The following is a 23,406-nucleotide window of genomic DNA, read 5'->3' as shown; positions in this document are numbered from 1 at the left end:
AGAAAGCCTGAAAAGAGGTGCGATAAAAGCTTGTTAACTGAATTATCGATCAAGAACTTTGCGATTATCGAAGAACTAACGATTTCTTTTGAAAAAGGACTGACGGTTTTGACCGGTGAAACCGGCGCCGGAAAATCAATCATCATCGATGCGATTTCGCTGCTCGTCGGAGGCAGAGGATCATCAGAATTTGTCAGATACGGAGAAAAACGAGCGGAATTGGAAGGGCTCTTTCTGCTGGACGAGGGACATCCGGTTTTTGATATGTGCAGAGAGCTCGGCATCGAAGCATCAGACGGCATGATCGTGATGAGGCGTGATATCAACGCCAACGGCAAGAGCATCTGCCGTGTCAACGGAAAGCTCGTAACGATCGCCGCTCTGCGGGAAGTCGGCAGGCTTTTACTCGACATCCACGGTCAGCACGATAACCAGCTTTTGATGGAAGACGATCATCACCTTGAGCTTTTGGACCGGTATGCCGGAGATGAAATCGAAAAAGCGCTGAAAGCATATCAGGAAGTGTACGCCCGCTATATGAACGTCATGAAAAAAGTCAAGCAGCTTTCTGAAAGCGAACAGGAAATGGCTCACAGACTCGACTTGATCCAATTTCAGCTTGACGAAATCGAATCTGCAAATCTCGAGCCGAAAGAGGACGAGCTTTTAGAAGAAGAGCGCCGGCAGATTTCCAACTTTGAGAAAATATACGAAGCTTTGCAAAATGCCTACAATGCGCTTCGCAATGAGCAGGCGGGCCTAGATTGGGTCGGCATGGCTTCAAGCGAGCTCGAAAATGTGTCAGGCATCAATGACGGACTGAAGAAAATATCCGAATCCGTCGCAAACGCCTACTACACGCTGGAAGACTCGACGTTTCAAATCAGAAACATGCTCGACGAATTGGAATACGACCCTGCACGCCTCGACTTCATTGAATCCCGCCTGAACGAAATAAAACAGCTGAAGCGGAAATACGGCGCCACAGTGGAAGATATTCAAGCCTATTCGGCTAAAGTCGAAGAAGAAATCGACCGCATTCAAAACCGGGACAGCCACTTGCAGGCTTTAAAAGAGGAGCTTGAGTCGGTCGGCCAGGATGTCGCGATCGAAGCGATGAATGTGTCAGAGATCAGAAAAGCATGGGCGAAAAAACTCGCCAAAGATATTCACCGCGAACTAAAAGAGCTGTACATGGAAAAATCAACGTTCGATACCGAATTTGAGATCAAAACAGCCGATGCCCGAGAAGTCGCGCCTGTTGTCAACGGAACGCCCGTTCACCTGACAAAGCAAGGCGTTGACACCGTCCGCTTTTTGATTTCCACCAATACGGGAGAACCGCTGAAATCGTTGTCAAAAGTCGCTTCAGGCGGCGAATTGTCAAGGATTATGCTGGCGATGAAAAGCATTTTTTCCGCACAGCAGGACGTCACATCGATCATTTTTGACGAAGTGGATACTGGTGTAAGCGGAAGGGTGGCGCAGGCGATCGCCGAGAAAATCCACCGCGTATCGATCGGCTCCCAGGTGCTGTGCATCACCCATTTGCCGCAAGTCGCCGCAATGGCGGACACGCACCTTTTGATTATGAAGCAGTCCAAAGACGGGAGAACGACGACAAGCGTTACCCCTTTGTCAAAACAGGAAAAAATATCGGAAATCGGCCGGATGATCGCCGGCGTCGAAGTTACCGATCTGACGAAACGCCACGCAAAAGAGCTTTTGCAGCAGGCCGAACTCGTCAAAACGACCGGATAAGCTGTTCAACACGAACAGCTTATTTTTTATCTTTCCATGTTTGCCTGACTTGATCCGCATTTTGCTTATACAAACGTTTCTTTATCATTTTATCCAATGTTTTTCTCGCGCTCACAGTTATAAATCACCGTCAGAAAGGCAAAAGTAATGGATGTAGCGAAAGAAATTTTTATGGTGTGGGTTAGGTGCGAGGAGAGTGAAAAGGTGGATGTTGAAAAAATCAGAAAAGCTGTGGGTATAATTCTCCTTGTTTCTTTAATAAGTGTAGGATTTTACAAACCGGTGAAAGAATACATTGAAATACCAAAAAACATGAACATTTTTGAGGCGGATTCGCGTGCCGTTCACACAGGCTTATCCGTCAGCATACCCGAAGACGAATCATCAGAAGCGTTCACATTAAAAGAAAATAAAGGCGAAGTGGAAATAAAAGGCGAACAAAACGGAAAGGCAGAGCTTGTTTATGACTTTGCCGGATTTCCTGTCAAAAAAACGAAAGTGAATGTTCTACCCGAGCTTAAAGTCGTGCCCGGCGGGCAGTCGATCGGCGTCAAGCTTCACTCTGTAGGGGTATTGGTTGTCGGCTTTCATCAAATCAATACAAACGACGGAAAAAAATCACCCGGTGAAGCAGCCGGAATCGCGGTAGGCGACATAATCACCGAAATCAACGGAACGAAAATCGAAAAAATGAATGACATCACCCCTTTTATTCAAAAGGCGGGGAAAACGGGAGAGACCTTGAACCTGTTGATCAAAAGGGATAAACAGGAGCTCAAGACAAAGCTTGTTCCGGAAAAGGATCAGGCTGAAGACAAATACAGAATCGGTTTATACATCAGGGACTCGGCTGCCGGAATCGGCACGATGACCTTTTATGAGCCGAAATCGAAAAAATACGGGGCGTTGGGCCACGTCATTTCCGACATGGATACAAAAAAGCCGATCGTCGTTGAAAACGGCCAGATCGTAAAATCAACCGTCACATCAATCGAAAAAGGAACAGGCGGAAATCCGGGAGAAAAACTGGCCCGTTTTGCATCAGAACGAAAGGTCATCGGCGACATTAACAGAAACAGTCCTTTTGGAATATTCGGGACGCTTCACCAGCCAATCAAAAACCGCATTTCAGACAAAGCCATTCCGATTGCATTTTCAAACGAAGTCAAAGAAGGACCGGCACAGATTTTGACGGTCATCGAAAACGACAAAGTTGAGAAATTCGATATCCAAATCGTCAGCACCACTCCGCAAAAATTTCCCGCCACTAAGGGAATGGTGCTGAAAATTACCGATCCGAGACTGATCAATAAAACCGGAGGCATCGTTCAAGGTATGAGCGGCAGCCCGATTATCCAAAACGGGAAAATCATCGGAGCGGTTACCCACGTTTTCGTCAATGATCCGACAAGCGGCTACGGCGTTCACATCGAATGGATGCTTTCTGAAGCGGGGATCGATATTTACAAAAAGGATAAAGCGAGCTGAACTGCCGGGATCCCCGGCAGTTTTTGATTACACCTTTAATTCTTGATCATCGTAGGTTAAAATAGGGATGAAAAGATTTTTCGACAAATTCACGTTCCTCTGTTTGTCAAGCTTCATTTCAAGTCGAAAAAACGAGAAAATCTAAAAAAAACCGAAAAAAAGCAAGATATACCACTAATATTGGAAAAATCATTTTTTTAAAAGGGAATAATGCGGCGCTGTCGAATTAAACATATTAGAAAAAGATTGATGAATTTTATCAACATACACATTTGGGGAGGAAGAAACGTGGAGAAAATTAAAGTATGTGTTGCTGATGATAACAGGGAGCTTGTCGGCCTATTAAGTGAATATATCGAGGGTCAAAACGACATGGAAGTGATCGGCGTGGCATATAACGGACAGGAATGTCTTTCTCTGTTTAAAGACAAGGAGCCTGACGTACTCGTACTGGACATTATCATGCCTCATCTCGACGGATTGGCCGTTTTGGAAAGGCTGCGGGAATCTCAGCTTAAAAAACAGCCGAACGTCATCATGCTGACTGCTTTCGGTCAGGAAGACGTAACGAAAAAAGCCGTGGATTTAGGCGCATCGTACTTCATTCTGAAGCCGTTTGATATGGAGAATCTCGTCGGCCATATCCGCCAAGTCAGCGGAAACGGTTCTCAAATGACACACCGCGCCCCTTCGGTTCAAAGCAGCGTCCTTCGGCCGCAGCCTGAATCGCCGAAGAAAAACCTGGACGCCAGCATCACGAGCATCATCCACGAAATCGGCGTTCCCGCCCATATTAAAGGGTACTTATACTTAAGAGAAGCCATCTCCATGGTGTATAACGATATTGAACTGCTCGGCAGCATTACGAAAGTGCTGTATCCGGACATCGCCAAAAAATTCAACACGACCGCAAGCCGGGTCGAACGGGCGATCCGCCATGCCATCGAAGTCGCATGGAGCAGAGGCAACATCGATTCCATCTCTTCTCTGTTCGGCTACACCGTCAGCATGTCAAAAGCAAAGCCGACGAACAGCGAGTTCATCGCGATGGTCGCAGATAAGCTGAGGTTGGAGCATAAGGCTTCTTAAGCGTGCTGTACCCGTGGTTTCTTAATTGGATGAATTTATTCATAACAAAAGGTCTTTAGCCTCGTCTTTATAGACGGGGTTATTTTTTGGCCCGAATTTAATGTGTTCGAGTTCTTTGCTAAATTTACGTTTGTTCTCATTCGGATACGTCTATCTCGTCATTCATTCAATGTCGAATGCTTCTATATGATTAATGGCAAATTTGTTAATTTAATCGTAATGTCCCACTTTAATTTACCAAAATATTGTAAATTTTTCACTATAAATACAAGCCTAAAAACGATATGATGTAATTGTAATACAATATATGGAAATGGAGTTGGTTTAAAATGAAACTGACAAAAGTCTTAACTGGCACAACTCTGGCATTTGGTTTGCTCGTTTCTGCGGCACCTGTATTTGCTACATCCCATACTTCTGAGCCTATTGCACATCCGGCAGCTAAATATATCAACTGTCCTAGTGACTTACCAAATAGTTTTAAAAACAGCAACAAATCGTCAAAATGTGTAAAGTCTTCTTCAGGAGTTTTTAGTAACGTATTTACTGATAGTGATGGAACGTGGTATTTTAAAGGGAAATTTTACAGTGATGTATTTAAAACGTATGTTGGTTTTTACGAAGGAAATTAAACGAAAGGGGGGATCACCCCCTTTTTGTCTTCCTGTGGATTAAACGGAGAGGAACGGCCCCTTTGAGACTTCAACAGCTTGAACGAAAAATAAGAATCGCTCGTTTGCGTATGAGCACGCCGAAACAAAGCGATTTTACAAATCTCCTATACTATTGATATTCAGACAGATATTTAAACGCATCTTCAGGTATCTTGAAACTGAATTTTACGTTTTTTAAGTTGAAATCAATATAAGAAGCATTACTGTATGTCGTAATATTTCCAATCTCCTTTAGGTCTTTTTTGTCTTTGTTTGAATCACTTATTGTATCAGTTTCCTCTTGATACATTTTGAATTCTTTCCCTTTAACCGCATTTGAAGGAACTTCCGTTACTTCCCACTCATCCAGTTTAAGGGCTTGAACAAAGTCTGCTATATCCTGTTGATCTGTAATATTTGAAGCAGGTTCAGACTCCCCGGGTGATATCACTTCAATTTTTTGCGTCTTCTCTAAACCGTCAGCCCAATCAGATTTTTTATCGCCGCCATTACAGCCGGCTAAAAGAATCGAAATGCAGATCACAAACAAAAATGATAGAAATACCTTTTTAATTGTAAACTCCTCCATCAGTCATTTTTTCAATCAAATATTTTTACGATTAACCGTTATAAAAGTTTCATTGCGTTGTCTGTTTCCTGCAAAAACCGCAGAATTTCATAAACGAAAAGCCGCTCAATGCATCATTGAGCGGTAGTAAAACCAAGTCCTTATTTTTTTACGGCATGAATGTAATGAACCGATTCGAAAGCAGATAAATCATCCGTTCGGTTGCGAAAGAAACGGTCGTTTATCGCGTCAGGCGCTAGATGCTCATAAATGAGCAAGCCTGAAGTTTCCAGCAGCTTCTCGATTTCTTCATAAGAGAAACACGATTTCATCGGTTCTCCGCTTGCTGCAGCCATTTTTACCATATTTTCAACTCTGTTGGATATTCCTTTTTCTTCATAGAGCCGTTCGTCCGCATAATCAAACACGATGGAACTGCCTGATGGGACTTTGGAAAATAAGTGGCTGATCAAGTTTGCATTTTCCTCTTTCGTTAAATAATAAGAAACACCTAAAAGGCTGAAGAACGTTTTTTCGTTTTCAAATCCTTCATCTATCAGACTTTGATACGAAAACTCCCGGGTAAAGTCCATCGGGACAAAATGAAGATGATCCGGAATGTCATAAGCGGTATTTTCCAGCCGTTTCTTTTTGAATTCCTGTGTGGATGGATGATCCACTTCGAAGATTTGCAAGCTGTTTTTCAGTTCTGGATGCCGGAAACAAAACGTATCCAGCCCGGCTCCGAGGATGACGTACTGTTTTAGTCCCAGCGTGACTTCATGAAGCAGCACGCTTTCGCAATACGCTGCCCGTGCCAATGGCGTCGGCGAAAGCTGGACTTGTGTAATCCATTTTAATATTTTTTTACGTTCGCCCTGAAATTTTTGGGCGATGCCTTTGTTGAAAAACTGTATTCCTTGAATCATATTTTCGCTGATGTCTAAAAACTCTTTTTCGGAAATGAGATCTTTTGCAATGAAATCATCGAAAATTTTTGGTTCATCAAATTGACTGTGATAGGCTCGGCCAAATGCTGATATTAGGGAAGTTAAACTTGACTCGTTTTGCTTCATGCCTGCTCCTCCTGCATAAAAAATAAGATTCCCCCGGCCAGGAGAATCTTATTATATACAGAAATATTATAATAGTAAATTGTAGCACAAATAATTTTTTTTGTCAAGGGAGTATAAGGATTTATTTTTTGTCAAATCTAGTAAACCACCCGCTTCAAAATGAAAGCGTCAATCTGAAAACAGCTATTAGGGCGGTAATTGAGGCTGTCTTGGAAAAAGGAACTGTTTTGTAATGCTTATGTTAAAAAAAGGCCTAAGTGTGGAAAGAACATCATAAGACCTTCATAATGAGGGTGGACCGTTAATTCATTAAGAGGTGAACTTACATGACGAAAATATTTGCACACAGAGGCGCTTCAGGGACGTACCCTGAGAATACGATGACGGCATTTGAACGCGCAGCTGCATCAGGCGCCGATGGGATCGAGCTTGATGTTCAGATGTCGAAAGACGGGCGTCTTGTCGTGATTCACGATGAAAAGCTCGACAGGACGACTTCTTTAAAGGGTTATATTAAAGATTTTACATACGATGAGATCAGGCAGGGGGATGCGAGCTTCCGCTTTTCCGAAAAGACCGGATTTGTCAAGGTGCCGACTCTTGAAGAGGTGTTAGACTGGGCAGCAAAAGGCGATTTTCTCGTCAATGTTGAGCTGAAAAACAGCATTGTACGCTATGATGGAATGGAAGAAAAAGTGCTGGGGCTTATTTCTGATTATAAGCTCGAGGACCGGATCATCATCTCTTCTTTTAACCACGAAAGCCTCGCCCATTGCCGGAAGCTGAACCCGGAGATCGAATTGGCTGCGCTTTACATGGATGTCATCTATAAGCCTGAACAATACGTAGACATGATTCCGGCATCCGGGTTCCATCCGTATCTCCGCTCGATGTCGCCGGATACGATCGCAAATGCCCATAAAAAGAACATAGCGGTCAGGCCGTTTACCGTCAATCGCGAGGAGGATATGAAGGAGCTGATTGCGGCCGGGGTCGACGGATTTTTTACCGATTTTCCCGAAAAAGCGATGAAACTGAAGGAAAGCATGTCATGAAAAAAACCGCAGATGTTGATCTGCGGTTTTTTATGCCCCGGGGCCGTTTTGTTTTTTTCTAAAGCGCGCGCTTACCTGGTTTCGTTTTCTGTCTCTGTAAAGGATGAAGCCTCCTAACAGGTAAAGCCCTAGACAGAAGCATATTAGTCCTGTCAGCCCCTGGAGCCAAAGAATTTGAAACGGGCTGATGAGTACGCCGAATACAGTGTCTCTCATCAATTTAATCCCCAACGCTGCCAAGCATCCCGGAATCAGCAAAATCAGCAGTGCGACCAGTCTCCCCATACACCTAATCCCCTTACCAATCATTTTCCTTTATTGTCTATTTGAAAAAAAAGTTTGTCAAGAAAGGAAAACGTGATAACATAGGTGTTGTGCAAATTGTTGCAAGAGAACGTTTAAGTGTGCAAAATTTTTCATACAAAGGGGTAAAGGGATGAAGCAAAAAGTACTGATTGTAGGTGCTGGAAAAGGGGGAAGTGCTCTCTTAGAGTTGCTGCTGAAGACGAAAACGATGCATATCGCGGCCGTCATCGACAAAAATCCGAAAGCGCCGGGACTGTTCATTGCCGAAAAAAACGGTATTGAAACGGCTTTGGACTGGCTGCCTTACATCGATCAGCAGATCGATATCATCATTGAAACGACCGGAGATCCCGGCGTGTTGAAGCAGCTCGTTCGTAAAAAACCGGACAGGACGATCGTTGTGCCGGGCTCGCTCGCTTATATCATTTCTCAATTGATGAATGAAAAGCAGCAGCTGATCCAAATGCTGAAAGAACAGACATACAAACACGACCGGATTTTTAATTCGATGAATGACGGCATGATTTTTATCGATATCAATGAAGAAATCATCCTGTTTAACAAAATGGCCGAGGAGATGACAGGTACAAAACGGGAGGAAGCGATCGGCCAGCACATTCAAAAGGTCATCCCGACGACGAAGCTTCCCCGCATTCTCAACACGAGAGAGCCGGAATACAATCAAAAACAGTTTTTAAAGCCGAACAGGCAGATCGTAACGACTAGGATTCCGATTATTGATGACGGTGGAACGCTGTTAGGCGCGCTCAGCATTTTTAAAGATATTACGGACGCGGTTGAACTGGCCGAAGAAGTGACAAACCTGAAGGAAGTCAGAACGATGCTTGAAGCGATCATTCAGTCGTCTGATGAAGCGATTTCCGTCGTCGATGAGAACGGAATCGGGATGATGATCAACAGGGCGTATACAAAAATGACCGGTCTGACAAAAGATGAGGTAATCGGAAAGCCGGCCAATACCGATATATCCGAAGGCGAAAGCATGCATTTGAAAGTGCTCGAAACAAGGCGGCCTGTCAGAGGCGCCAGAATGAAGGTCGGCCCGAATAAGAAAGAAGTGATCGTCAACGTTGCGCCGATTATCGTCGACGGGATTTTAAAAGGCAGTGTCGGCGTCATACAGGACGTGTCCGAAATCCAGTCGCTGACGAAGGAATTGAACAGGGCGCGCCAGATCATCCGTACGCTTGAAGCGAAATACACATTTGCCGACATTATCGGGTCCAGCGAGCAAATGCTTGTGGCACTTGAACAGGCGAAGTTGGGGGCGAAAACGCCTGCCACGATTTTGCTCAGGGGTGAATCGGGAACGGGGAAGGAGCTTTTCGCCCATGCGATACATAACGAAAGTGACCGAAAGTATAATAAGTTTGTCCGGGTAAACTGTGCGGCTATTTCGGAATCTTTGCTTGAATCAGAGCTGTTCGGCTATGAAGAAGGCGCCTTTTCCGGCGCAAAGCGCGGCGGGAAAAAAGGGTTTTTTGAAGAGGCCAATAACGGAAGCATTTTTCTCGACGAGATCGGCGAGCTGTCTCCGAGTACGCAGGCGAAGCTGCTCCGCGTTCTTCAGGAAAAAGAAATCGTCAGGGTCGGCGGGACAAAGCCGATCCCCGTGAACGTCAGAATTATTGCCGCGACCAATGTCAATATTGAAAAAGCGCTGGCCGAAGGGAGATTCCGCGAAGATTTATACTACCGCATCAATCGCTATCCGATTTCGATTCCGCCGCTTAGGCAGAGAAAAGAGGATATTGAAGCCCTGAGCCGCCATTTGATCGGAAAGATCAATCAAGAATACGGCCGCAATGTAAAGGGGCTTACGAAAAAAGCTCTTAAATCGCTGACTGCAAGAAAATGGCCGGGAAATGTCAGGGAGCTTGAAAACGTCCTCGAGCGGGCGATGATCTTTTTAAAGCCGCAGATGGAGTGGATTGACCTTGAACATCTCCCCGAAGCGGACAGTCCGAGGAAAAAGGCCGAAACCGGCCTGGCTTTTGCCGAAGTCGAGAACGAGAAGCTTTCGGATGCTGTTGAGCGTTTTGAGGCGCATGTGATCAAAGAGACGCTGGAAAAACATCAATACAACCGAACGAAAACGGCAAAAGCGCTGGGCATCAGCATCCGGAACCTTTATTACAAAATGGATAAATACCATCTTGCAAAAGACAGCATGCAATAACCTGCATCTCTCACTGCAAACTTGTGCAGGGTTTTAGGCGGGATCGCCATTCTGATCATTTTTTTCAGACTGGCACGAAACTTGCATGAATAAGAGTGCGGATGTTTGCTTAGAAAGGTGGGTACTATGAAGCTGACACAACTATTTCAAAAAGCGGCGGAACTGGAAAATAAAACAGTTGCCGTCGCACATGCAGAAGATGACGAAGTGCTTCAAGCCGTCAAACTTGCGGTTGACAAGCAATTTGCCAGGTTTTTGCTGATCGGGCACAGAGAAAAGATCAGGCATATGATGAAAGAGCTGGATATTCCAAAACGGCACGTCGATATCATCCATTCGGAAACGCCGGAAGCTTCCGCGAAAATCGCGGTCCAATCCGTAAAGAGCGGCAATGCAGATGTCCTGATGAAAGGACACGTCCCGACTGCAGTTCTTCTGAAAGCCGTTTTGAATAAGGAATACGGCTTGCGTTCCTCACATGTGCTGTCGCATGTCGCGGCATTTGAAGTGGAAGGGTTTGACAGGCTGATATGTGTAACAGACGCGGCGATGAACATCCATCCGAAGCTTGAAGAATTGAAACAGATTTTAGAAAATGCGGTTCGCGTGGCGAGAGCGGTCGGTGTACAAATGCCGAAAGTCGCCTGCCTTGCCGCTGTTGAAACGGTGAATCCCGCGATGGAAGCCACATTAAACGCGGCTGCTTTAACGCAGATGAATCATCGGGGCCAAATTAAAGACTGCATCGTCGATGGACCCCTTGCTTTGGACAATGCGATTTCCGAGCTTGCCGCCAGGCACAAAAACATTTCCGGAATCGTGGCAGGCCAGGCTGACATCCTGCTCGTTCCTTCCATTGAAACGGGCAATGTGCTTTACAAATCGCTGATTCATTTTGCAGGTGCAAAAGTGGGGGCTATTTTGGCAGGTGCAAAAGCGCCCATCGCTTTAACGAGCAGGGCCGATTCCGCCGAAAACAAATTGTATTCAATTGCTTTGGCGCTTTGTACGTCTGAAGCACGACAAGAGGAGGAATAAGACATGGAACTATTTCGATATATGGAACAGTACGATTATGAACAATTGGTGTTTTGCCAGGATAAAGAATCCGGATTAAAAGCGATCATCGCGATCCACGACACGACGCTCGGGCCGGCTTTGGGCGGTACGAGAATGTGGACATACGATAGCGAAGAAGCCGCAATCGAAGACGCGCTTCGCCTTGCAAGGGGGATGACCTACAAAAACGCGGCTGCCGGATTGAACCTCGGCGGAGGCAAAACGGTCATTATCGGAGATCCGCGCAAAGATAAAAATGAGGAAATGTTCCGTGCCTTCGGCCGCTACATTCAAGGGTTGAACGGCAGATACATTACCGCTGAAGACGTCGGGACGACCGTTGAAGACATGGATATCATTCATGATGAGACGGATTTTGTAACGGGAATTTCCCCTGCCTTCGGCTCTTCGGGTAATCCTTCTCCAGTCACAGCGTACGGTGTGTATAAGGGCATGAAAGCCGCGGCGAAGGAAGCGTTCGGAACGGATTCCCTTGAAGGCAAGACCGTTGCCGTCCAAGGCGTCGGAAATGTGGCGTACAATCTTTGCCGCCACCTTCATGAAGAAGGCGCAAGCCTGATCGTGACAGACATTAACAAAGAAGCGGTTGAGCGGGCCGTCGCTGACTTTGGCGCCCGGGCCGTCGACCCTGACGATATTTATTCACAGGATTGCGATATCTATGCGCCATGCGCGCTTGGAGCGACCATCAACGATGATACGATTCCGCAGCTCAAAGCAAAAGTGATAGCGGGGGCGGCTAACAATCAGCTGAAAGAAACCCGCCACGGCGATTTGATTCACGACATGGGCATCGTCTATGCGCCGGATTATGTCATCAATGCCGGCGGCGTCATCAACGTCGCAGATGAGCTTTACGGCTACAATGCGGAGCGTGCCCTCAAAAAAGTCGAAGGAATTTACGCAAACATCGAAAGGGTCCTTGATATTTCAAAACGGGACGGCATTCCAACATACTTAGCGGCAGACCGGCTTGCCGAAGAGCGGATTGAGCGGATGCGTCGTTCAAGAAGCCAATTTTTGCAAAACGGGCAGCACATTTTAAGCAGGCGCTAATATCAATACCCCTTATCACTGGAGGTTTTAAATAAAATGCAGGCACAGGAAAAACGTATTCTCGTCATTAACCCGGGATCAACATCTACAAAGATCGGCGTTTTTCACGATGACCGTTCCATTTTTGAAAAATCAATCCGCCATGACGAGGCAAAGCTGAAGCAGTATGAGACGATTTCTGACCAATATTCATTCAGAAAACAGGCCGTTTTAGAAACGCTGCACGAACAGGGCATCAATATTTCGAAGCTGAATGCCGTATGCGCAAGGGGCGGCCTGCTCCGGCCGATCGAAGGCGGAACATACGAAGTGAATGATGCGATGATCAAGGATTTAAAAAACGGCTATGCCGGCGAGCACGCCTCAAATCTCGGAGGGATCATCGCCAGGGAAATAGCCGACGGCCTTAATATTCCGGCTTTTATCGTCGATCCCGTTGTCGTCGATGAAATGTCGGATGTCGCTAAAATTTCCGGCACTCCGCTTATTGAAAGAAGGAGCATCTTTCATGCCCTCAACCAAAAAGCGGTTGCCCGAAAAGCGGCTTGGCAGTTTGGCAAGCGCTATGAAGATATGAAAATGATCATTACGCACATGGGAGGCGGCATTACGATCGGCGTCCATTGCCATGGTCGGGTCATCGACGTCAACAACGGCCTTCACGGAGAAGGTCCGCTCAGTCCTGAGCGGGCCGGCACCATTCCGGCCGGTGACCTTATCGATTTGTGCTTTTCCGGTGAATATACGCGGGATGAGCTGATGAAAATGCTCGTCGGCGGCGGGGGGCTTTCCGGCTATCTCGGCACGACCGACGCTGTGAAAGTCGAAAAAATGATTCAGGAAGGCGACCAAAAAGCGGCGCTTATCTATGAAGCGATGGCGTATCAAATTGCGAAGGAAATCGGTGCGGCCAGCGCGGTATTAAAAGGGGAAGTAGACGTTATCATTCTGACGGGCGGACTGGCTTACGGAAAAACATTTGTTTCCTCGATCAGAAAATACATAGACTGGATTTCGGATGTCGTCGTTTACCCCGGCGAAAACGAGCTTCAAGCTCTGGCCGAAGGCGCTTTTCGGGTGCTAAACGGGGAAGAAGAAGCGAAAGAGTATCCGAACCAGAGGAGGGAAAGTCATGGCAACAGAATATGATCTCGTGATTCTCGGAGGCGGAACGGGCGGATATGTAGCCGCAATCAGAGCTTCACAGCTCGGATTGAAAACAGCGGTTGTCGAAAAACAAAAGCTTGGCGGCACATGCCTTCACAAAGGCTGCATTCCGTCCAAGGCGCTCTTGAGAAGTGCAGAGGTTTACCGAACCGCGAAAAAAGCGGAAGAATTCGGGGTGATGATTCCCGAAGTTAACCTTCAATTTTCCCGGGTTCAAAGCCGGAAGCAAAAGATTGTCGACCAGCTCTACAACGGTGTGAAGCATCTGATGAAAAAAGGAAAAATCGATGTATACGAAGGAATCGGACGGATTCTCGGACCGTCGATCTTTTCCCCGATGCCGGGAACAGTGTCGGTTGAGATGGCAAACGGGGGCGAAAACGAAATGCTCGTTCCGAAAAACGTCATCATTGCCACCGGTTCAAGGCCGCGCCCGCTTCCAGGACTCGAGCCGGACGGTGAACGCGTCCTCTCTTCTGACGAAGCCCTTGAACTCGAGAAGCTGCCGGCGTCCATCGTGATTGTCGGCGGCGGTGTCATCGGCATCGAGTGGGCTTCCATGCTCAACGACTTCGGCGTTGACGTCACGGTCATTGAATACGCGGAGCGGATTTTGCCGACCGAGGACGCCGACATATCAAAAGAAATGCAAACCCGCCTGACGAAAAAAGGCATCAAGATCATCACGGGAGCAAAAGTGCTGCCTGACAGCCTCGAAAAGGGAGAGGGAATCAGCATTCAAGCCGAAAAAGACGGTGAAACACTTGCGCTTTCCGCTGAAAAAATGCTCATTTCAGTCGGCCGGCAGGCCAATATCGAAGGAATCGGCCTTGAAAATACGGACATTGAAGTCAAAAACGGCTTTATCTCGACAAACAACATGTATCAGACGAAAGAGTCCCATATATATGCGATCGGCGATGTCATCGGCGGTTTGCAGCTTGCCCATGTCGCTTCCCATGAAGGCATAACCGCTGTCGAACATATCGCCGGCGAAGAGCCTCATCAGATGGATTACTCTCTTGTTTCAAAATGCATTTACTCTAGTCCTGAAGCGGCGTCGGTCGGTTTAACGGAAGAAGAAGCGAAGGCTGAGGGACGTAATATGAAAGTCGGCAAATTCCCGTTTCAGGCGATCGGAAAAGCGCTCGTTTACGGAGAAACGGAAGGCTTCGTAAAAATCGTCGCTGACAAGGATACGGATGATATTTTAGGGATCCATATGATCGGCCCGCATGTGACGGACATGATTTCCGAAGCGGGGCTTGCAAAAGTGCTTGATGCGACGCCGTGGGAAATCGGCCAGACGATCCATCCGCATCCGACGCTTTCTGAAGCCATCGGAGAAGCCGCCCTTGCGGTTGATGGAAAAGCGATTCATTTTTAAAAAGCATAAAGGAGTGAAAAAAATGAGCAATAATCGTCACGAAGCAGTGGGGTTAACAGATGAACAAGCAATCGATATGTACAAAACCATGCTTTTGGCAAGAAAGCTCGACGAGCGGATGTGGCTGTTGAACAGATCAGGCAAAATCCCTTTCGTGATCTCTTGCCAAGGTCAGGAAGCGGCCCAAGTCGGCGCGGCTTTCGCTTTAGACCGGGACAATGACTATGTTTTGCCTTATTACAGAGACATGGGCGTCGTGCTCGCGTTTGGAATGACGGCAAAGGATTTAATGCTTTCCGCTTTCGCGAAAGCGGAAGATCCAAACTCTGGAGGAAAACAAATGCCCAGCCACTTCGGGCAAAAGAAAATCCGGATCGTCACGGGCTCTTCGCCGGTGACGACACAAGTTCCGCACGCCGTCGGCGTCGCTCTCGCGGGAAGGCTGGACAACAAGAATATCGCTACATTTGTGACATTTGGCGAAGGCTCTTCAAATCAGGGCGATTTTCATGAAGGGGCAAACTTTGCCGCGGTTCATAAGCTTCCTGTCATTTTCATGTGCGAGAACAATAAATACGCTATTTCCGTTCCGTACGAAAAGCAGGTCGCCTGCGAGAAGATTTCCGACCGTGCCGTAGGCTATGGAATGCCCGGGATTACGGTTGACGGAAACGACCCGCTCGAAGTGTATAAGGTGGTCAAAGAAGCGCGGGAACGGGCTGGAAGAGGCGAAGGCCCGACATTGATCGAAACGATTTCATACCGGCTGACCCCTCACTCCAGCGATGATGACGACAGAAGCTACAGAGGCCAGGAAGAAGTGGCCGAAGCGAAGAAAAAGGATCCGATCATAACATACGCGCAGTATTTAACAGAAGCCGGACTTCTTACCGAAGAGTCAGAAAAAGCGATAGCAGACGAGATTGCGAATATCGTCAATGAAGCAACAGATTATGCTGAACATGCTCCGTATGCCGATCCTGAAGAGGCGCTGCGGCATGTTTATGCGGAGTAGGGAGGAAAACCAATGCCTGTAATGTCGTATATAGATGCTGTTACATTGGCTTTAAAAGAGGAAATGGAAAAAGACCCGCGCGTCTTTATTCTCGGCGAGGACGTCGGAAAAAAAGGCGGAGTCTTCAAAGCGACAGCCGGCCTTTATGATCAGTTTGGGGAAGAGCGGGTCATGGACACGCCGCTCGCCGAATCGGCGATTGCCGGAGTCGGAATCGGTGCCGCCATGTATGGCATGAGACCGGTAGCGGAAATGCAGTTTGCTGATTTTATCATGCCCGCTGTCAACCAAATTATTTCGGAAGCGGCAAAAATCCGCTACAGGTCGAATAATGACTGGAACTGTCCGATCGTCATCAGGGCGCCGTACGGCGGAGGCATTCACGGAGCGCTGTACCATTCCCAGTCCGTTGAGGCCGTGTTCGCCAATCAGCCTGGTCTGAAAATCGTCATGCCATCTACCCCTTATGATGTAAAAGGGCTCTTAAAAGCGGCCATTCGCGATGAGGATCCAGTGCTGTTTTTTGAGCATAAAAGAGCCTACCGCCTCATAAAAGGCGAGGTGCCGAATGACGATTACGTCCTGCCGATCGGCAAAGCTGACGTCAAACGGGAAGGCGAAGACATCACTGTCATTACCTACGGATTGTGCGTTCACTTTGCCCTTCAGGCGGCTGAACGGCTTGCGAAGGACGGAATTTCCGCTCATATTCTCGATTTAAGAACGGTATATCCGCTCGATAAGGAAGCGATCATTGAAGCAGCTTCCAAAACGGGCAAGGTGCTCCTTATGACTGAAGATACGAAGGAAGGCAGCGTGATGAGCGAAGTCGCCGCGATCATTTCCGAGCATTGCCTCTTTGATCTGGATGCGCCGATCAAGCGGCTGGCAGGGCCTGATGTACCGGCAATGCCGTATGCGCCGGCGATGGAAAAATATTTTATGGTCAATCCGGAAAAAGCAGAAGCGGCGATGAGAGAACTCGCAGAGTTTTAAAAACACGATAAGGAGGACAATCGTATGGCAGTGGAACAGATGACAATGCCCAAGCTCGGAGAGAGCGTAACCGAGGGAACGATCAGCAAATGGCTTGTCAGCGTCGGGGATCGCGTCAACAAATATGACCCGATCGCCGAAGTTATGACGGACAAAGTCAACGCTGAAGTGCCTTCCTCGTTTACGGGGACGATCAAAGAGCTTGTTGCAGAAGAAGGAGAGACCTTGCAGGTCGGTGATGTCATTTGCAACGTCGAAACAAATGAAGGATCAAAGCCGGAAACCTCTTCAGATACAGAGGAACATAAAGCGGAGGAACTGCCAAAAGCAGAGACGCAAGACGCGCCGAACAAAAAGCGCTATTCACCGGCGGTTTTGCGCCTGGCCGGTGAGCATAACATCGATTTGGACCAAGTGGAAGGAACCGGAGCCGGCGGGCGGATCACCCGCAAGGACATCCAGCGCATCATTGCATCCGGCGGCATTCCGGTTCAAGGCGCGGCAGCGGAAAAACAGCCGGCAGAACCGCAGAAAACGGCTCCGGCCCGCGCGCCGAAAGCTGCTGAAACGAAGGCGCCGGAAACGGCGGCCGGCGACATTGAAATACCTGTCACAGGCATCCGCAATGCGATTGCTTCCAATATGGTCAGAAGCAAGCATGAAATCCCTCATGCCTGGACGATGATGGAAGTCGACGTCACAAACCTTGTCAGCTACCGCAATCACATCAAAGACGAATTTAAAAAGAAAGAAGGCTTCAATTTGACCTTTTTTGCTTTCTTCGTCAAAGCGGTTGCCCAAGCGCTGAAAGAATTCCCGCAAATGAACAGCATGTGGGCCGGCGATAAAATCATTCAGAAAAAGGACATCAACATCTCGATTGCCGTGGCGACGGAAGATGCATTGTATGTGCCGGTTATTAAGCATGCCGATGAAAAAACGATTAAAGGAATTGCAAGAGAAATCGCCGATTTGGCCCATAAGGTGCGGAGCGGCAAGCTGACGAGCGATGATATGACCGGCGGAACGTTTACCGTTAACAATACGGGCTCATTCGGCTCTGTCCAGTCGATGGGCATCATCAATCATCCGCAGGCGGCGATTTTGCAGGTGGAATCGATCGTCAAGCGTCCCGTTGTGATGGACCACGGTATGATCGCCGTCAGGGATATGGTCAATTTATGCTTATCGCTTGACCATAGAGTGCTTGACGGTCTTATTTGCGGAAGATTCCTTGCCCGCGTGAAAGACATCCTTGAACACATCGATGCAAATACATCTGTTTATTGAATATAAAAAAAGCTGGCCTTTCCGGTCAGCTTTTTCTGTTGACGCCCGGCACGAGCATGCGGAGGTGTCCGTTCAGCACGTTGATGGCCGCCGGCGCCTTAGAATAAATTTCACCGTCTGTATCGGCGTCCATTTCTTCAGCAGTTTCCACTTTGATCGTTTTTCCCTGAAAATAAGACAGCTCTCCTTCGAAGGTTTCCCATTCAGGCTGATCCATGGAGAGAAGTTCCTTTAATGCCGAGAGGCTGGTATTCCGGCAAACGAGTACATCCGCTTTTCCGTCAGAAGCTGTGGCTTTGGGGAGGGGCAGACGGTTCGTCCCGATAAACTGTCCGTTCAGCACCAACACCATCACAGCTTCATCTGTCAGTTCCGCTCCGTCGATGGTCAGTTTGTAGGGGAAAGGCTTGAGCTTCGGGATCGTCCGCAATGCGCTCGTAAAATAGCTGATTCTTCCGAGGAGCGCCTTTTCGGTTTGATTGATGTGGCTTGAAGCCTCTGTAATAAAGCCCACGCCCCAAAAATTTAAACAATAATGATCATTTGCTTTCAGCACGTCTACGGAGGCTTTGTCTCCGTGTACTAGCGCTTCGGCCGCTTTTTCGATGTTTTGCGGAATCTTAAGCGTTCTTGAAAAATCGTTGCAGGTTCCGCCGGGCAATATCCCGATTGCGGGTTTCGTCTGAAGCGGGCTGATGCCGTTTATGCATTCGTGGACTGTGCCGTCCCCGCCTAAAATATATAATTCGTCAACGCCTTCTCCGATGTGCCGGCATAAGCGGAAAGCATCTCCCTTTTGCCTCGTCGGGTTGATGATCAGCTCATCTATGTATTCGGAAAGGATCGGAACGGCTGTGCCGAGCGTTTTTTTGATGTTTTTTTGTCCGGCATTGCCGTTGTAAATCAGCATGGCTTTCCTTTTGTTCATATGGCTCACCTGTCTCTTTCGTCTCTTTTTATAGGTTTCCCCGATTGTTCCCCGCACTAAACCATTAAGACGCGTGATTTGCGGTATGAACGGTTTCAAAGTATCATTAAAAAAGACGATGAAAAAGGAGAGGACTCAAAGTGAACATGGATTTTAATTTGTTTATGAACGATGTTGTGCGCCAGGCCAGGCAGGAGATCACAGCGGCCGGATACAAGGAATTAAAAACGGCTGAAGAAGTAGACGAAGCATTGGCGAAAAAAGGGACTACGCTCGTGATGGTAAACTCCGTCTGCGGCTGTGCCGGCGGAATTGCAAGGCCTGCCGCCTACCACGCCGTCCACTATGATAAGCGGCCCGATCATCTCGTGACGGTGTTTGCGGGCCAGGACAAAGAGGCCACGGCAAGGGCGCGCGAATATTTTGAAGGATATCCGCCGTCTTCCCCGTCATTTGCTTTGCTGAAGGACGGAAAGATTTTGAAAATGGTCGAGCGCCATGAGATTGAGGGCTATGAACCGATGGCCGTCATCACGAAGCTTCAGGGAATGTTTGAGGAGTACTGTGAAGAAGTATAATGAACAAAAGCCTGTCGGCATGAACGGCAGGCTTTTTGTATATTAATTTAATAAATATGCAATTTGAAGGGTAAAAACGACAGGATTCTATTATTTTATACAAGCTTTTCTAAAGGTTTTTTATGCATTTTTTTAAAATAGTATTGCATCATGATAAGAAAATGTTTAAAATACATATCAACGAATAAATATTCAAATGGATTCAGGGGGATACAACATGAAAAAATGGCTTTTACTGTTAGTGACGGTTTGTGCCGCATTTTCTTTGGCTGCTTGCGGGACGAGCAGCTCAAGCGATAAAAAAACATTGGTGATGGGAACTTCTGCAGATTACCCGCCTTTTGAATCGAAGGATGGAGACAATATCGTCGGTTTTGACGTTGATCTGGCCAAAGCGCTTGCCAAAAAGACGGGCCATGAACTCGAAGTTCAGGATATGGATTTTAACGGATTGGTGACAGCCCTTAAAACGAATAAAGTAGACATCGTGCTGTCAGGCATGACGCCGACTCCTCCGCGCAAAAAGCAAGTCGATTTTTCAAACGTTTATTATACGGCTCACAATATGATCGTGACGAAGAAATCGAGCGGCATCAAATCGCTTGATGACCTGAAAGGGAAAACTGTCGGCGTGCAGCTTGGTTCCATCCAGGAAGAAAAAGCGAAGGAACTGACGTCAAAGTACGATTTGAAGGTTGAAAACCGCAACCGCATTTCCGATTTGACCGAAGAGATTAAAGCGGGCCGTTTTGACGCAGCTATTATCGAAGACATCGTTGCCGAAAAATATTTAAATAAAAACAAAGAACTCACCGCTTTCAATCTTCCGAAAGACCCGGGCGATCAAGCCGGATCGGCGATCGCTTTCAAAAAAGGAAGCGATCTGATGGAAAAGTTCAACAAGGCGCTTAAAGAAATGGAGAAAAGCGGAGAGCTGGACAAATTGAAAGAAAAATGGTTTAGCGGAGAAACACAAAAGTAAGCACGAAAAGTTCAACTTTTTTGTTGAACTTTTTTTGCTAAAAGTGATTGGACGCCTCTCTTACTTGAGGCGGGAGAAGGAGAGTCATTATGAATTTTCTTGATTTTTCAAGTACGATACCTGAAATGCCTTTTATTCTGGAAGGTCTCGGGGTTACATTAAAAGTAGTCGTCGCTGCGGCGGTGTTCGGATTTTTGCTGGGGGTTTTCATTACCCTCCTGAAAATCAGCTCGATCAAGGTTCTTTCATGGATCGCTGATTTTTATACCTCAATATTCAGGGGGACGCCGCTCGTTCTGCAGTTAATGATCGTGTATTACGGCCTGCCCCAGGTTCTGGGTTTTGACATCGACGCCTATTGGGCAGCGGTTGTTGCATTTGGGTTAAACTCGGCCGCCTATGTGTCGGAAATCATCAGAGCCGGCATCAATGCGATCGACAAAGGCCAAAAAGAAGCAGCGATGGCTCTTGGCGTGCCATACTGGAAAATGATGAAGGATCTCTTGCTGCCCCAGGCCTTCAAAAACATTATGCCGGCCCTTGTCAACGAATCGGTTACGCTGACGAAGGAGTCAGCGGTTGTCACGGTCATCGGGCTCGGCGATATCATGAGACGGAGCTATCAGGCGGGAGCGGCGATCTACAGCCCTCTTGAACCGATGCTGTTTGCCGGCTTGATTTACTATGTGCTCGTTCTGATACTGACGTTTGCCGGTAAAGCGATTGAAAGGAAGCTGAATGCAAATGATTAATGTTAGCAATCTCTCAAAATCTTTCGGAAAACTTGAGGTGCTGAAAAATATTTCCGTTTCCTTTGAAAAAGGAGAAGTAGCGGCTGTTATCGGTCCGTCCGGTTCAGGAAAATCGACGTTTTTGCGCTGCCTGAACCTGCTCGAAAAACCGACGGACGGAAGCATTTTCATCAAGGATCAGGAGATTACGAACAAGAAAACAAACGTGCTGAAAATCAGAGAGAACATCGGAATGGTCTTTCAGCATTTTCATTTGTTTCCGCATAAGACCGTTTTGGAAAACATCATATATGCGCCTGTTAAAGTCAAAAAAGAAAGCAGGGAAGCGGCTGTCAAAAAAGCGGAAGAGCTGCTCGAAAAAGTCGGGCTTCTCAATAAAAAAGACGATTATCCGAACCGTTTGTCAGGCGGGCAAAAGCAGCGGGTGGCCATCGCCCGGGCCTTGGCGATGAATCCGGAGATCATGCTGTTTGACGAACCGACGTCGGCGCTCGACCCCGAGATGGTGAAGGAAGTGCTTCAGGTTATGCAGGACCTGGCGAAAACGGGAATGACGATGGTGATCGTCACGCACGAAATGGGATTTGCGAAAGAAGTCGCCGACAGAGTGCTGTTTATGGACGGAGGTACGATCGTCGAAGACGCCGACCCGACATCATTTTTTTCTTCTCCAAAATCGCAAAGAGCTCAAGACTTTTTGGAGAAAATACTATAAAATAAGCGGAAGAAGACATAGATCTTCTTCTTTTTTGGTTCATTTGATCCAACGATAGAAAAAAAGATTGGGGTTTACGATGTTTAAAATAGGTTATCGCACATTGAAAACAGCACTCGGAACGGCACTATCGATTTATATCGCCCAGCTTTTGGGCCTGCACAATTTTGTGTCAACAGGCATTATTACCATCCTTTGCATTCAGGTGACGCAAAAGCGGTCTCTCCTGGCGTCATGGGCCCGTTTTGCCGCATGCTGCCTTGCGATTGGGTTTTCGTATATTTTCTTTGAACTGATCGGCTATCATCCGGCTGTCATCGGTCTCATGCTTTTGTTTTTCATTCCGACAACCGTTATTCTGAAAATCAAAGAAGGAGTCGTCACAAGCTCGGTTATCATTCTTCATCTCTATATGTCTGAAGGAATCACGCTGCCTCTCGTTTGGAATGAATTCCTCATTATCATTACAGGCATCGGGGTTGCGCTGCTCATGAACTTGTATATGCCGAGCCTGGACAAGCAGCTCAAACAGTACCAGCAGAAAATCGAAGACAATTTCGCCAAAATCTTCGAAGAGATCGAGCGCTATTTGCTGACAGGGGAGCAGGACTGGACGGGAAAGGAAATTCCTGAGACGCACCGCCTGATCAATGAAGCAAAAACACTGGCGTACCGCGATGTGGAAAATCACTTTTTGCGCCATGAAAACCTTTATTACTACTACTTTAAAATGCGGGAAAAACAGTTTGAAATCATTGAACGGGCTCTTCCGAAGATTACGTCGATTTCGATGACGGTTGAACAGGGGCATATGATCGCAGCATTTATTCATGATTTGAGAGGAGCCATCCACCCGGGGAATACGGCTCATAAATTTTTAAAGCGCCTCGTGAAAATGAGAGAGGAGATCGAAGAGATGGAGCTGCCGACGACGCGCGAAGAATTTGAAGCGCGCGCAGCCCTCTTCTATTTTCTCGGTGAAATGGAGCAATATTTGGTGATTAAAAGTTATTTTAAAGGGATTAAATCTCCTGCTTGATCGCATGAGTTCCCCCTTCATTGGTCAATCTAATGAAAAGGGAGGAGCTCATGCTATTTTTTTATGAAAACACGCCGTTTTCCGGTCACAAAAAGCACCGCATCTGTATTAGAAAATCATGCTGATTCCCGTCAGCAGGCTCGTCAGCACCATGACGCCGATCATTAGAATAACCATGATTTTAATCATTTTTTGAGACAAGCTTTTCACCTCTGTTTCGATTGA

General features: G+C 47.1%; 23 protein-coding genes. 18 read left to right on the top strand and 5 right to left on the bottom strand.

Going from position 1 to position 23,406, the window contains the following annotated elements:
- The first annotated feature begins 30 nt into the window (after positions 1-30).
- From recN to AB447_RS03990, 4 genes are all read left to right on the top strand, one after another.
- On the top strand, positions 31-1,761 hold the full coding sequence (gene recN / locus AB447_RS04005; protein WP_048353338.1) for a DNA repair protein RecN: 1,731 nt from the start codon (positions 31-33) through the stop codon (positions 1,759-1,761).
- A 171-nt stretch (positions 1,762-1,932) separates the two neighbouring features.
- On the top strand, positions 1,933-3,249 hold the full coding sequence (gene spoIVB / locus AB447_RS04000) for a SpoIVB peptidase (RefSeq protein ID WP_048353350.1): 1,317 nt from the start codon (positions 1,933-1,935) through the stop codon (positions 3,247-3,249).
- 288 nt (positions 3,250-3,537) lie between these two features.
- Complete coding sequence (gene spo0A, locus AB447_RS03995; protein WP_048353339.1) at positions 3,538-4,338, top strand: sporulation transcription factor Spo0A; 801 nt, start codon at positions 3,538-3,540, stop codon at positions 4,336-4,338.
- A gap of 329 nt (positions 4,339-4,667) precedes the next feature.
- The gene (locus AB447_RS03990; RefSeq protein ID WP_057957440.1) at positions 4,668-4,970 is read left to right on the top strand and encodes an LCI fold-containing protein; all 303 of its coding nucleotides are present in this window, start codon (positions 4,668-4,670) and stop codon (positions 4,968-4,970) included.
- Between the two features lie 151 nt (positions 4,971-5,121).
- Here the strand turns inward: AB447_RS03990 and AB447_RS03985 are convergent, their stop codons facing one another.
- Together AB447_RS03985 and AB447_RS03980 are read right to left on the bottom strand one after the other, a co-directional pair.
- Positions 5,122-5,580, bottom strand: coding sequence for a hypothetical protein (locus AB447_RS03985; protein ID WP_156183661.1), 459 nt, complete (start codon positions 5,578-5,580; stop codon positions 5,122-5,124).
- A 140-nt stretch (positions 5,581-5,720) separates the two neighbouring features.
- The gene (locus AB447_RS03980; RefSeq protein WP_048353341.1) at positions 5,721-6,635 is read right to left on the bottom strand and encodes a class I SAM-dependent methyltransferase; all 915 of its coding nucleotides are present in this window, start codon (positions 6,633-6,635) and stop codon (positions 5,721-5,723) included.
- Between the two features lie 326 nt (positions 6,636-6,961).
- Between AB447_RS03980 and AB447_RS03975 the strand changes: the two genes are divergently transcribed.
- On the top strand, positions 6,962-7,690 hold the full coding sequence (locus AB447_RS03975; RefSeq protein WP_048353342.1) for a glycerophosphodiester phosphodiesterase: 729 nt from the start codon (positions 6,962-6,964) through the stop codon (positions 7,688-7,690).
- 30 nt (positions 7,691-7,720) lie between these two features.
- Here AB447_RS03975 and AB447_RS03970 read toward each other — a convergent pair whose 3' ends face one another.
- Complete coding sequence (locus AB447_RS03970) at positions 7,721-7,975, bottom strand: DUF2627 domain-containing protein (protein WP_046131867.1); 255 nt, start codon at positions 7,973-7,975, stop codon at positions 7,721-7,723.
- Positions 7,976-8,126: 151 nt separating this feature from the next.
- Between AB447_RS03970 and AB447_RS03965 the strand changes: the two genes are divergently transcribed.
- From AB447_RS03965 to AB447_RS03930, 8 genes are all read left to right on the top strand, one after another.
- A complete protein-coding gene (locus tag AB447_RS03965) occupies positions 8,127-10,196 on the top strand; it encodes a sigma-54 interaction domain-containing protein (RefSeq protein WP_048353343.1) in 2,070 nt (689 codons plus the stop codon).
- Between the two features lie 126 nt (positions 10,197-10,322).
- On the top strand, positions 10,323-11,234 hold the full coding sequence (yqiS, locus tag AB447_RS03960; protein ID WP_048353344.1) for a phosphate butyryltransferase: 912 nt from the start codon (positions 10,323-10,325) through the stop codon (positions 11,232-11,234).
- Positions 11,235-11,237: 3 nt separating this feature from the next.
- Positions 11,238-12,332, top strand: coding sequence for a branched-chain amino acid dehydrogenase (gene bcd / locus AB447_RS03955; RefSeq protein ID WP_048407115.1), 1,095 nt, complete (start codon positions 11,238-11,240; stop codon positions 12,330-12,332).
- A gap of 36 nt (positions 12,333-12,368) precedes the next feature.
- A complete protein-coding gene (gene buk / locus AB447_RS03950; RefSeq protein ID WP_048353345.1) occupies positions 12,369-13,481 on the top strand; it encodes a butyrate kinase in 1,113 nt (370 codons plus the stop codon).
- The gene (gene lpdA, locus AB447_RS03945; RefSeq protein ID WP_048353346.1) at positions 13,465-14,886 is read left to right on the top strand and encodes a dihydrolipoyl dehydrogenase; all 1,422 of its coding nucleotides are present in this window, start codon (positions 13,465-13,467) and stop codon (positions 14,884-14,886) included. The genes buk and lpdA overlap by 17 nt, the downstream gene beginning before the upstream one ends.
- A gap of 22 nt (positions 14,887-14,908) precedes the next feature.
- Complete coding sequence (locus AB447_RS03940; RefSeq protein WP_096892171.1) at positions 14,909-15,901, top strand: thiamine pyrophosphate-dependent dehydrogenase E1 component subunit alpha; 993 nt, start codon at positions 14,909-14,911, stop codon at positions 15,899-15,901.
- 12 nt (positions 15,902-15,913) lie between these two features.
- Positions 15,914-16,897, top strand: a complete 984-nt coding sequence (locus tag AB447_RS03935; RefSeq protein WP_048356218.1) for an alpha-ketoacid dehydrogenase subunit beta — start codon at positions 15,914-15,916, stop codon at positions 16,895-16,897.
- A gap of 24 nt (positions 16,898-16,921) precedes the next feature.
- On the top strand, positions 16,922-18,187 hold the full coding sequence (locus AB447_RS03930) for a dihydrolipoamide acetyltransferase family protein (RefSeq protein ID WP_048356219.1): 1,266 nt from the start codon (positions 16,922-16,924) through the stop codon (positions 18,185-18,187).
- A 25-nt stretch (positions 18,188-18,212) separates the two neighbouring features.
- On the opposite strand, the gene AB447_RS03925 is transcribed toward AB447_RS03930, so the two are convergent.
- Entirely contained in the window at positions 18,213-19,115 is a 903-nt protein-coding gene (locus tag AB447_RS03925) for a YegS/Rv2252/BmrU family lipid kinase (RefSeq protein WP_057957439.1), read from the bottom strand.
- Positions 19,116-19,255: 140 nt separating this feature from the next.
- On the opposite strand from AB447_RS03925, the gene AB447_RS03920 reads away from it, so the two are divergent.
- The 5 genes from AB447_RS03920 (at position 19,256) to AB447_RS03900 (ending at position 23,181) form a co-directional block, all read left to right on the top strand.
- On the top strand, positions 19,256-19,693 hold the full coding sequence (locus tag AB447_RS03920; protein WP_048356220.1) for a BrxA/BrxB family bacilliredoxin: 438 nt from the start codon (positions 19,256-19,258) through the stop codon (positions 19,691-19,693).
- Positions 19,694-19,910: 217 nt separating this feature from the next.
- Positions 19,911-20,675 (top strand): arginine ABC transporter substrate-binding protein ArtP, encoded by a 765-nt coding sequence (locus AB447_RS03915; RefSeq protein ID WP_048356221.1) that lies wholly within the window; start codon positions 19,911-19,913, stop codon positions 20,673-20,675.
- An 89-nt stretch (positions 20,676-20,764) separates the two neighbouring features.
- Positions 20,765-21,427 (top strand): arginine ABC transporter permease ArtQ, encoded by a 663-nt coding sequence (locus AB447_RS03910; protein WP_048356222.1) that lies wholly within the window; start codon positions 20,765-20,767, stop codon positions 21,425-21,427.
- Positions 21,420-22,142, top strand: a complete 723-nt coding sequence (locus AB447_RS03905) for an arginine ABC transporter ATP-binding protein ArtM (RefSeq protein ID WP_048356223.1) — start codon at positions 21,420-21,422, stop codon at positions 22,140-22,142. Before AB447_RS03910 ends, AB447_RS03905 begins: the two co-directional genes overlap by 8 nt.
- A 79-nt stretch (positions 22,143-22,221) precedes the next feature.
- Positions 22,222-23,181, top strand: a complete 960-nt coding sequence (locus AB447_RS03900; protein WP_048356224.1) for an aromatic acid exporter family protein — start codon at positions 22,222-22,224, stop codon at positions 23,179-23,181.
- A gap of 108 nt (positions 23,182-23,289) precedes the next feature.
- On the opposite strand, the gene prli42 is transcribed toward AB447_RS03900, so the two are convergent.
- Positions 23,290-23,391, bottom strand: a complete 102-nt coding sequence (gene prli42, locus AB447_RS25665; RefSeq protein WP_128748179.1) for a stressosome-associated protein Prli42 — start codon at positions 23,389-23,391, stop codon at positions 23,290-23,292.
- Between the last annotated feature and the right edge of the window lie 15 nt (positions 23,392-23,406).

It is taken from the genome of Bacillus glycinifermentans, from assembly GCF_001042475.2.
GTDB lineage: Bacteria > Bacillota > Bacilli > Bacillales > Bacillaceae > Bacillus > Bacillus glycinifermentans.
This window is presented reverse-complemented; position numbering and strand designations above follow the sequence as displayed.

Excerpts from the sequence above, each read along its gene's own strand:
- spoIVB (WP_048353350.1), top strand. The coding sequence starts at position 1,933 with ATGGTGTGGGTTAGGTGCGAGGAGAGTGAAAAGGTGGATGTTGAAAAA.
- AB447_RS03990 (WP_057957440.1), top strand. The coding sequence starts at position 4,668 with ATGAAACTGACAAAAGTCTTAACTGGCACAACTCTGGCATTTGGTTTG.
- AB447_RS03985 (WP_156183661.1), bottom strand. The coding sequence starts at position 5,580 with ATGGAGGAGTTTACAATTAAAAAGGTATTTCTATCATTTTTGTTTGTG.
- AB447_RS03980 (WP_048353341.1), bottom strand. The coding sequence starts at position 6,635 with ATGAAGCAAAACGAGTCAAGTTTAACTTCCCTAATATCAGCATTTGGC.
- AB447_RS03975 (WP_048353342.1), top strand. The coding sequence starts at position 6,962 with ATGACGAAAATATTTGCACACAGAGGCGCTTCAGGGACGTACCCTGAG.
- AB447_RS03970 (WP_046131867.1), bottom strand. The coding sequence starts at position 7,975 with ATGGGGAGACTGGTCGCACTGCTGATTTTGCTGATTCCGGGATGCTTG.
- AB447_RS03965 (WP_048353343.1), top strand. The coding sequence starts at position 8,127 with ATGAAGCAAAAAGTACTGATTGTAGGTGCTGGAAAAGGGGGAAGTGCT.
- yqiS (WP_048353344.1), top strand. The coding sequence starts at position 10,323 with ATGAAGCTGACACAACTATTTCAAAAAGCGGCGGAACTGGAAAATAAA.
- bcd (WP_048407115.1), top strand. The coding sequence starts at position 11,238 with ATGGAACTATTTCGATATATGGAACAGTACGATTATGAACAATTGGTG.
- buk (WP_048353345.1), top strand. The coding sequence starts at position 12,369 with ATGCAGGCACAGGAAAAACGTATTCTCGTCATTAACCCGGGATCAACA.
- lpdA (WP_048353346.1), top strand. The coding sequence starts at position 13,465 with ATGGCAACAGAATATGATCTCGTGATTCTCGGAGGCGGAACGGGCGGA.
- AB447_RS03940 (WP_096892171.1), top strand. The coding sequence starts at position 14,909 with ATGAGCAATAATCGTCACGAAGCAGTGGGGTTAACAGATGAACAAGCA.
- AB447_RS03935 (WP_048356218.1), top strand. The coding sequence starts at position 15,914 with ATGCCTGTAATGTCGTATATAGATGCTGTTACATTGGCTTTAAAAGAG.
- AB447_RS03930 (WP_048356219.1), top strand. The coding sequence starts at position 16,922 with ATGGCAGTGGAACAGATGACAATGCCCAAGCTCGGAGAGAGCGTAACC.
- AB447_RS03925 (WP_057957439.1), bottom strand. The coding sequence starts at position 19,115 with ATGAACAAAAGGAAAGCCATGCTGATTTACAACGGCAATGCCGGACAA.
- AB447_RS03915 (WP_048356221.1), top strand. The coding sequence starts at position 19,911 with ATGAAAAAATGGCTTTTACTGTTAGTGACGGTTTGTGCCGCATTTTCT.
- AB447_RS03910 (WP_048356222.1), top strand. The coding sequence starts at position 20,765 with ATGAATTTTCTTGATTTTTCAAGTACGATACCTGAAATGCCTTTTATT.
- AB447_RS03905 (WP_048356223.1), top strand. The coding sequence starts at position 21,420 with ATGATTAATGTTAGCAATCTCTCAAAATCTTTCGGAAAACTTGAGGTG.
- AB447_RS03900 (WP_048356224.1), top strand. The coding sequence starts at position 22,222 with ATGTTTAAAATAGGTTATCGCACATTGAAAACAGCACTCGGAACGGCA.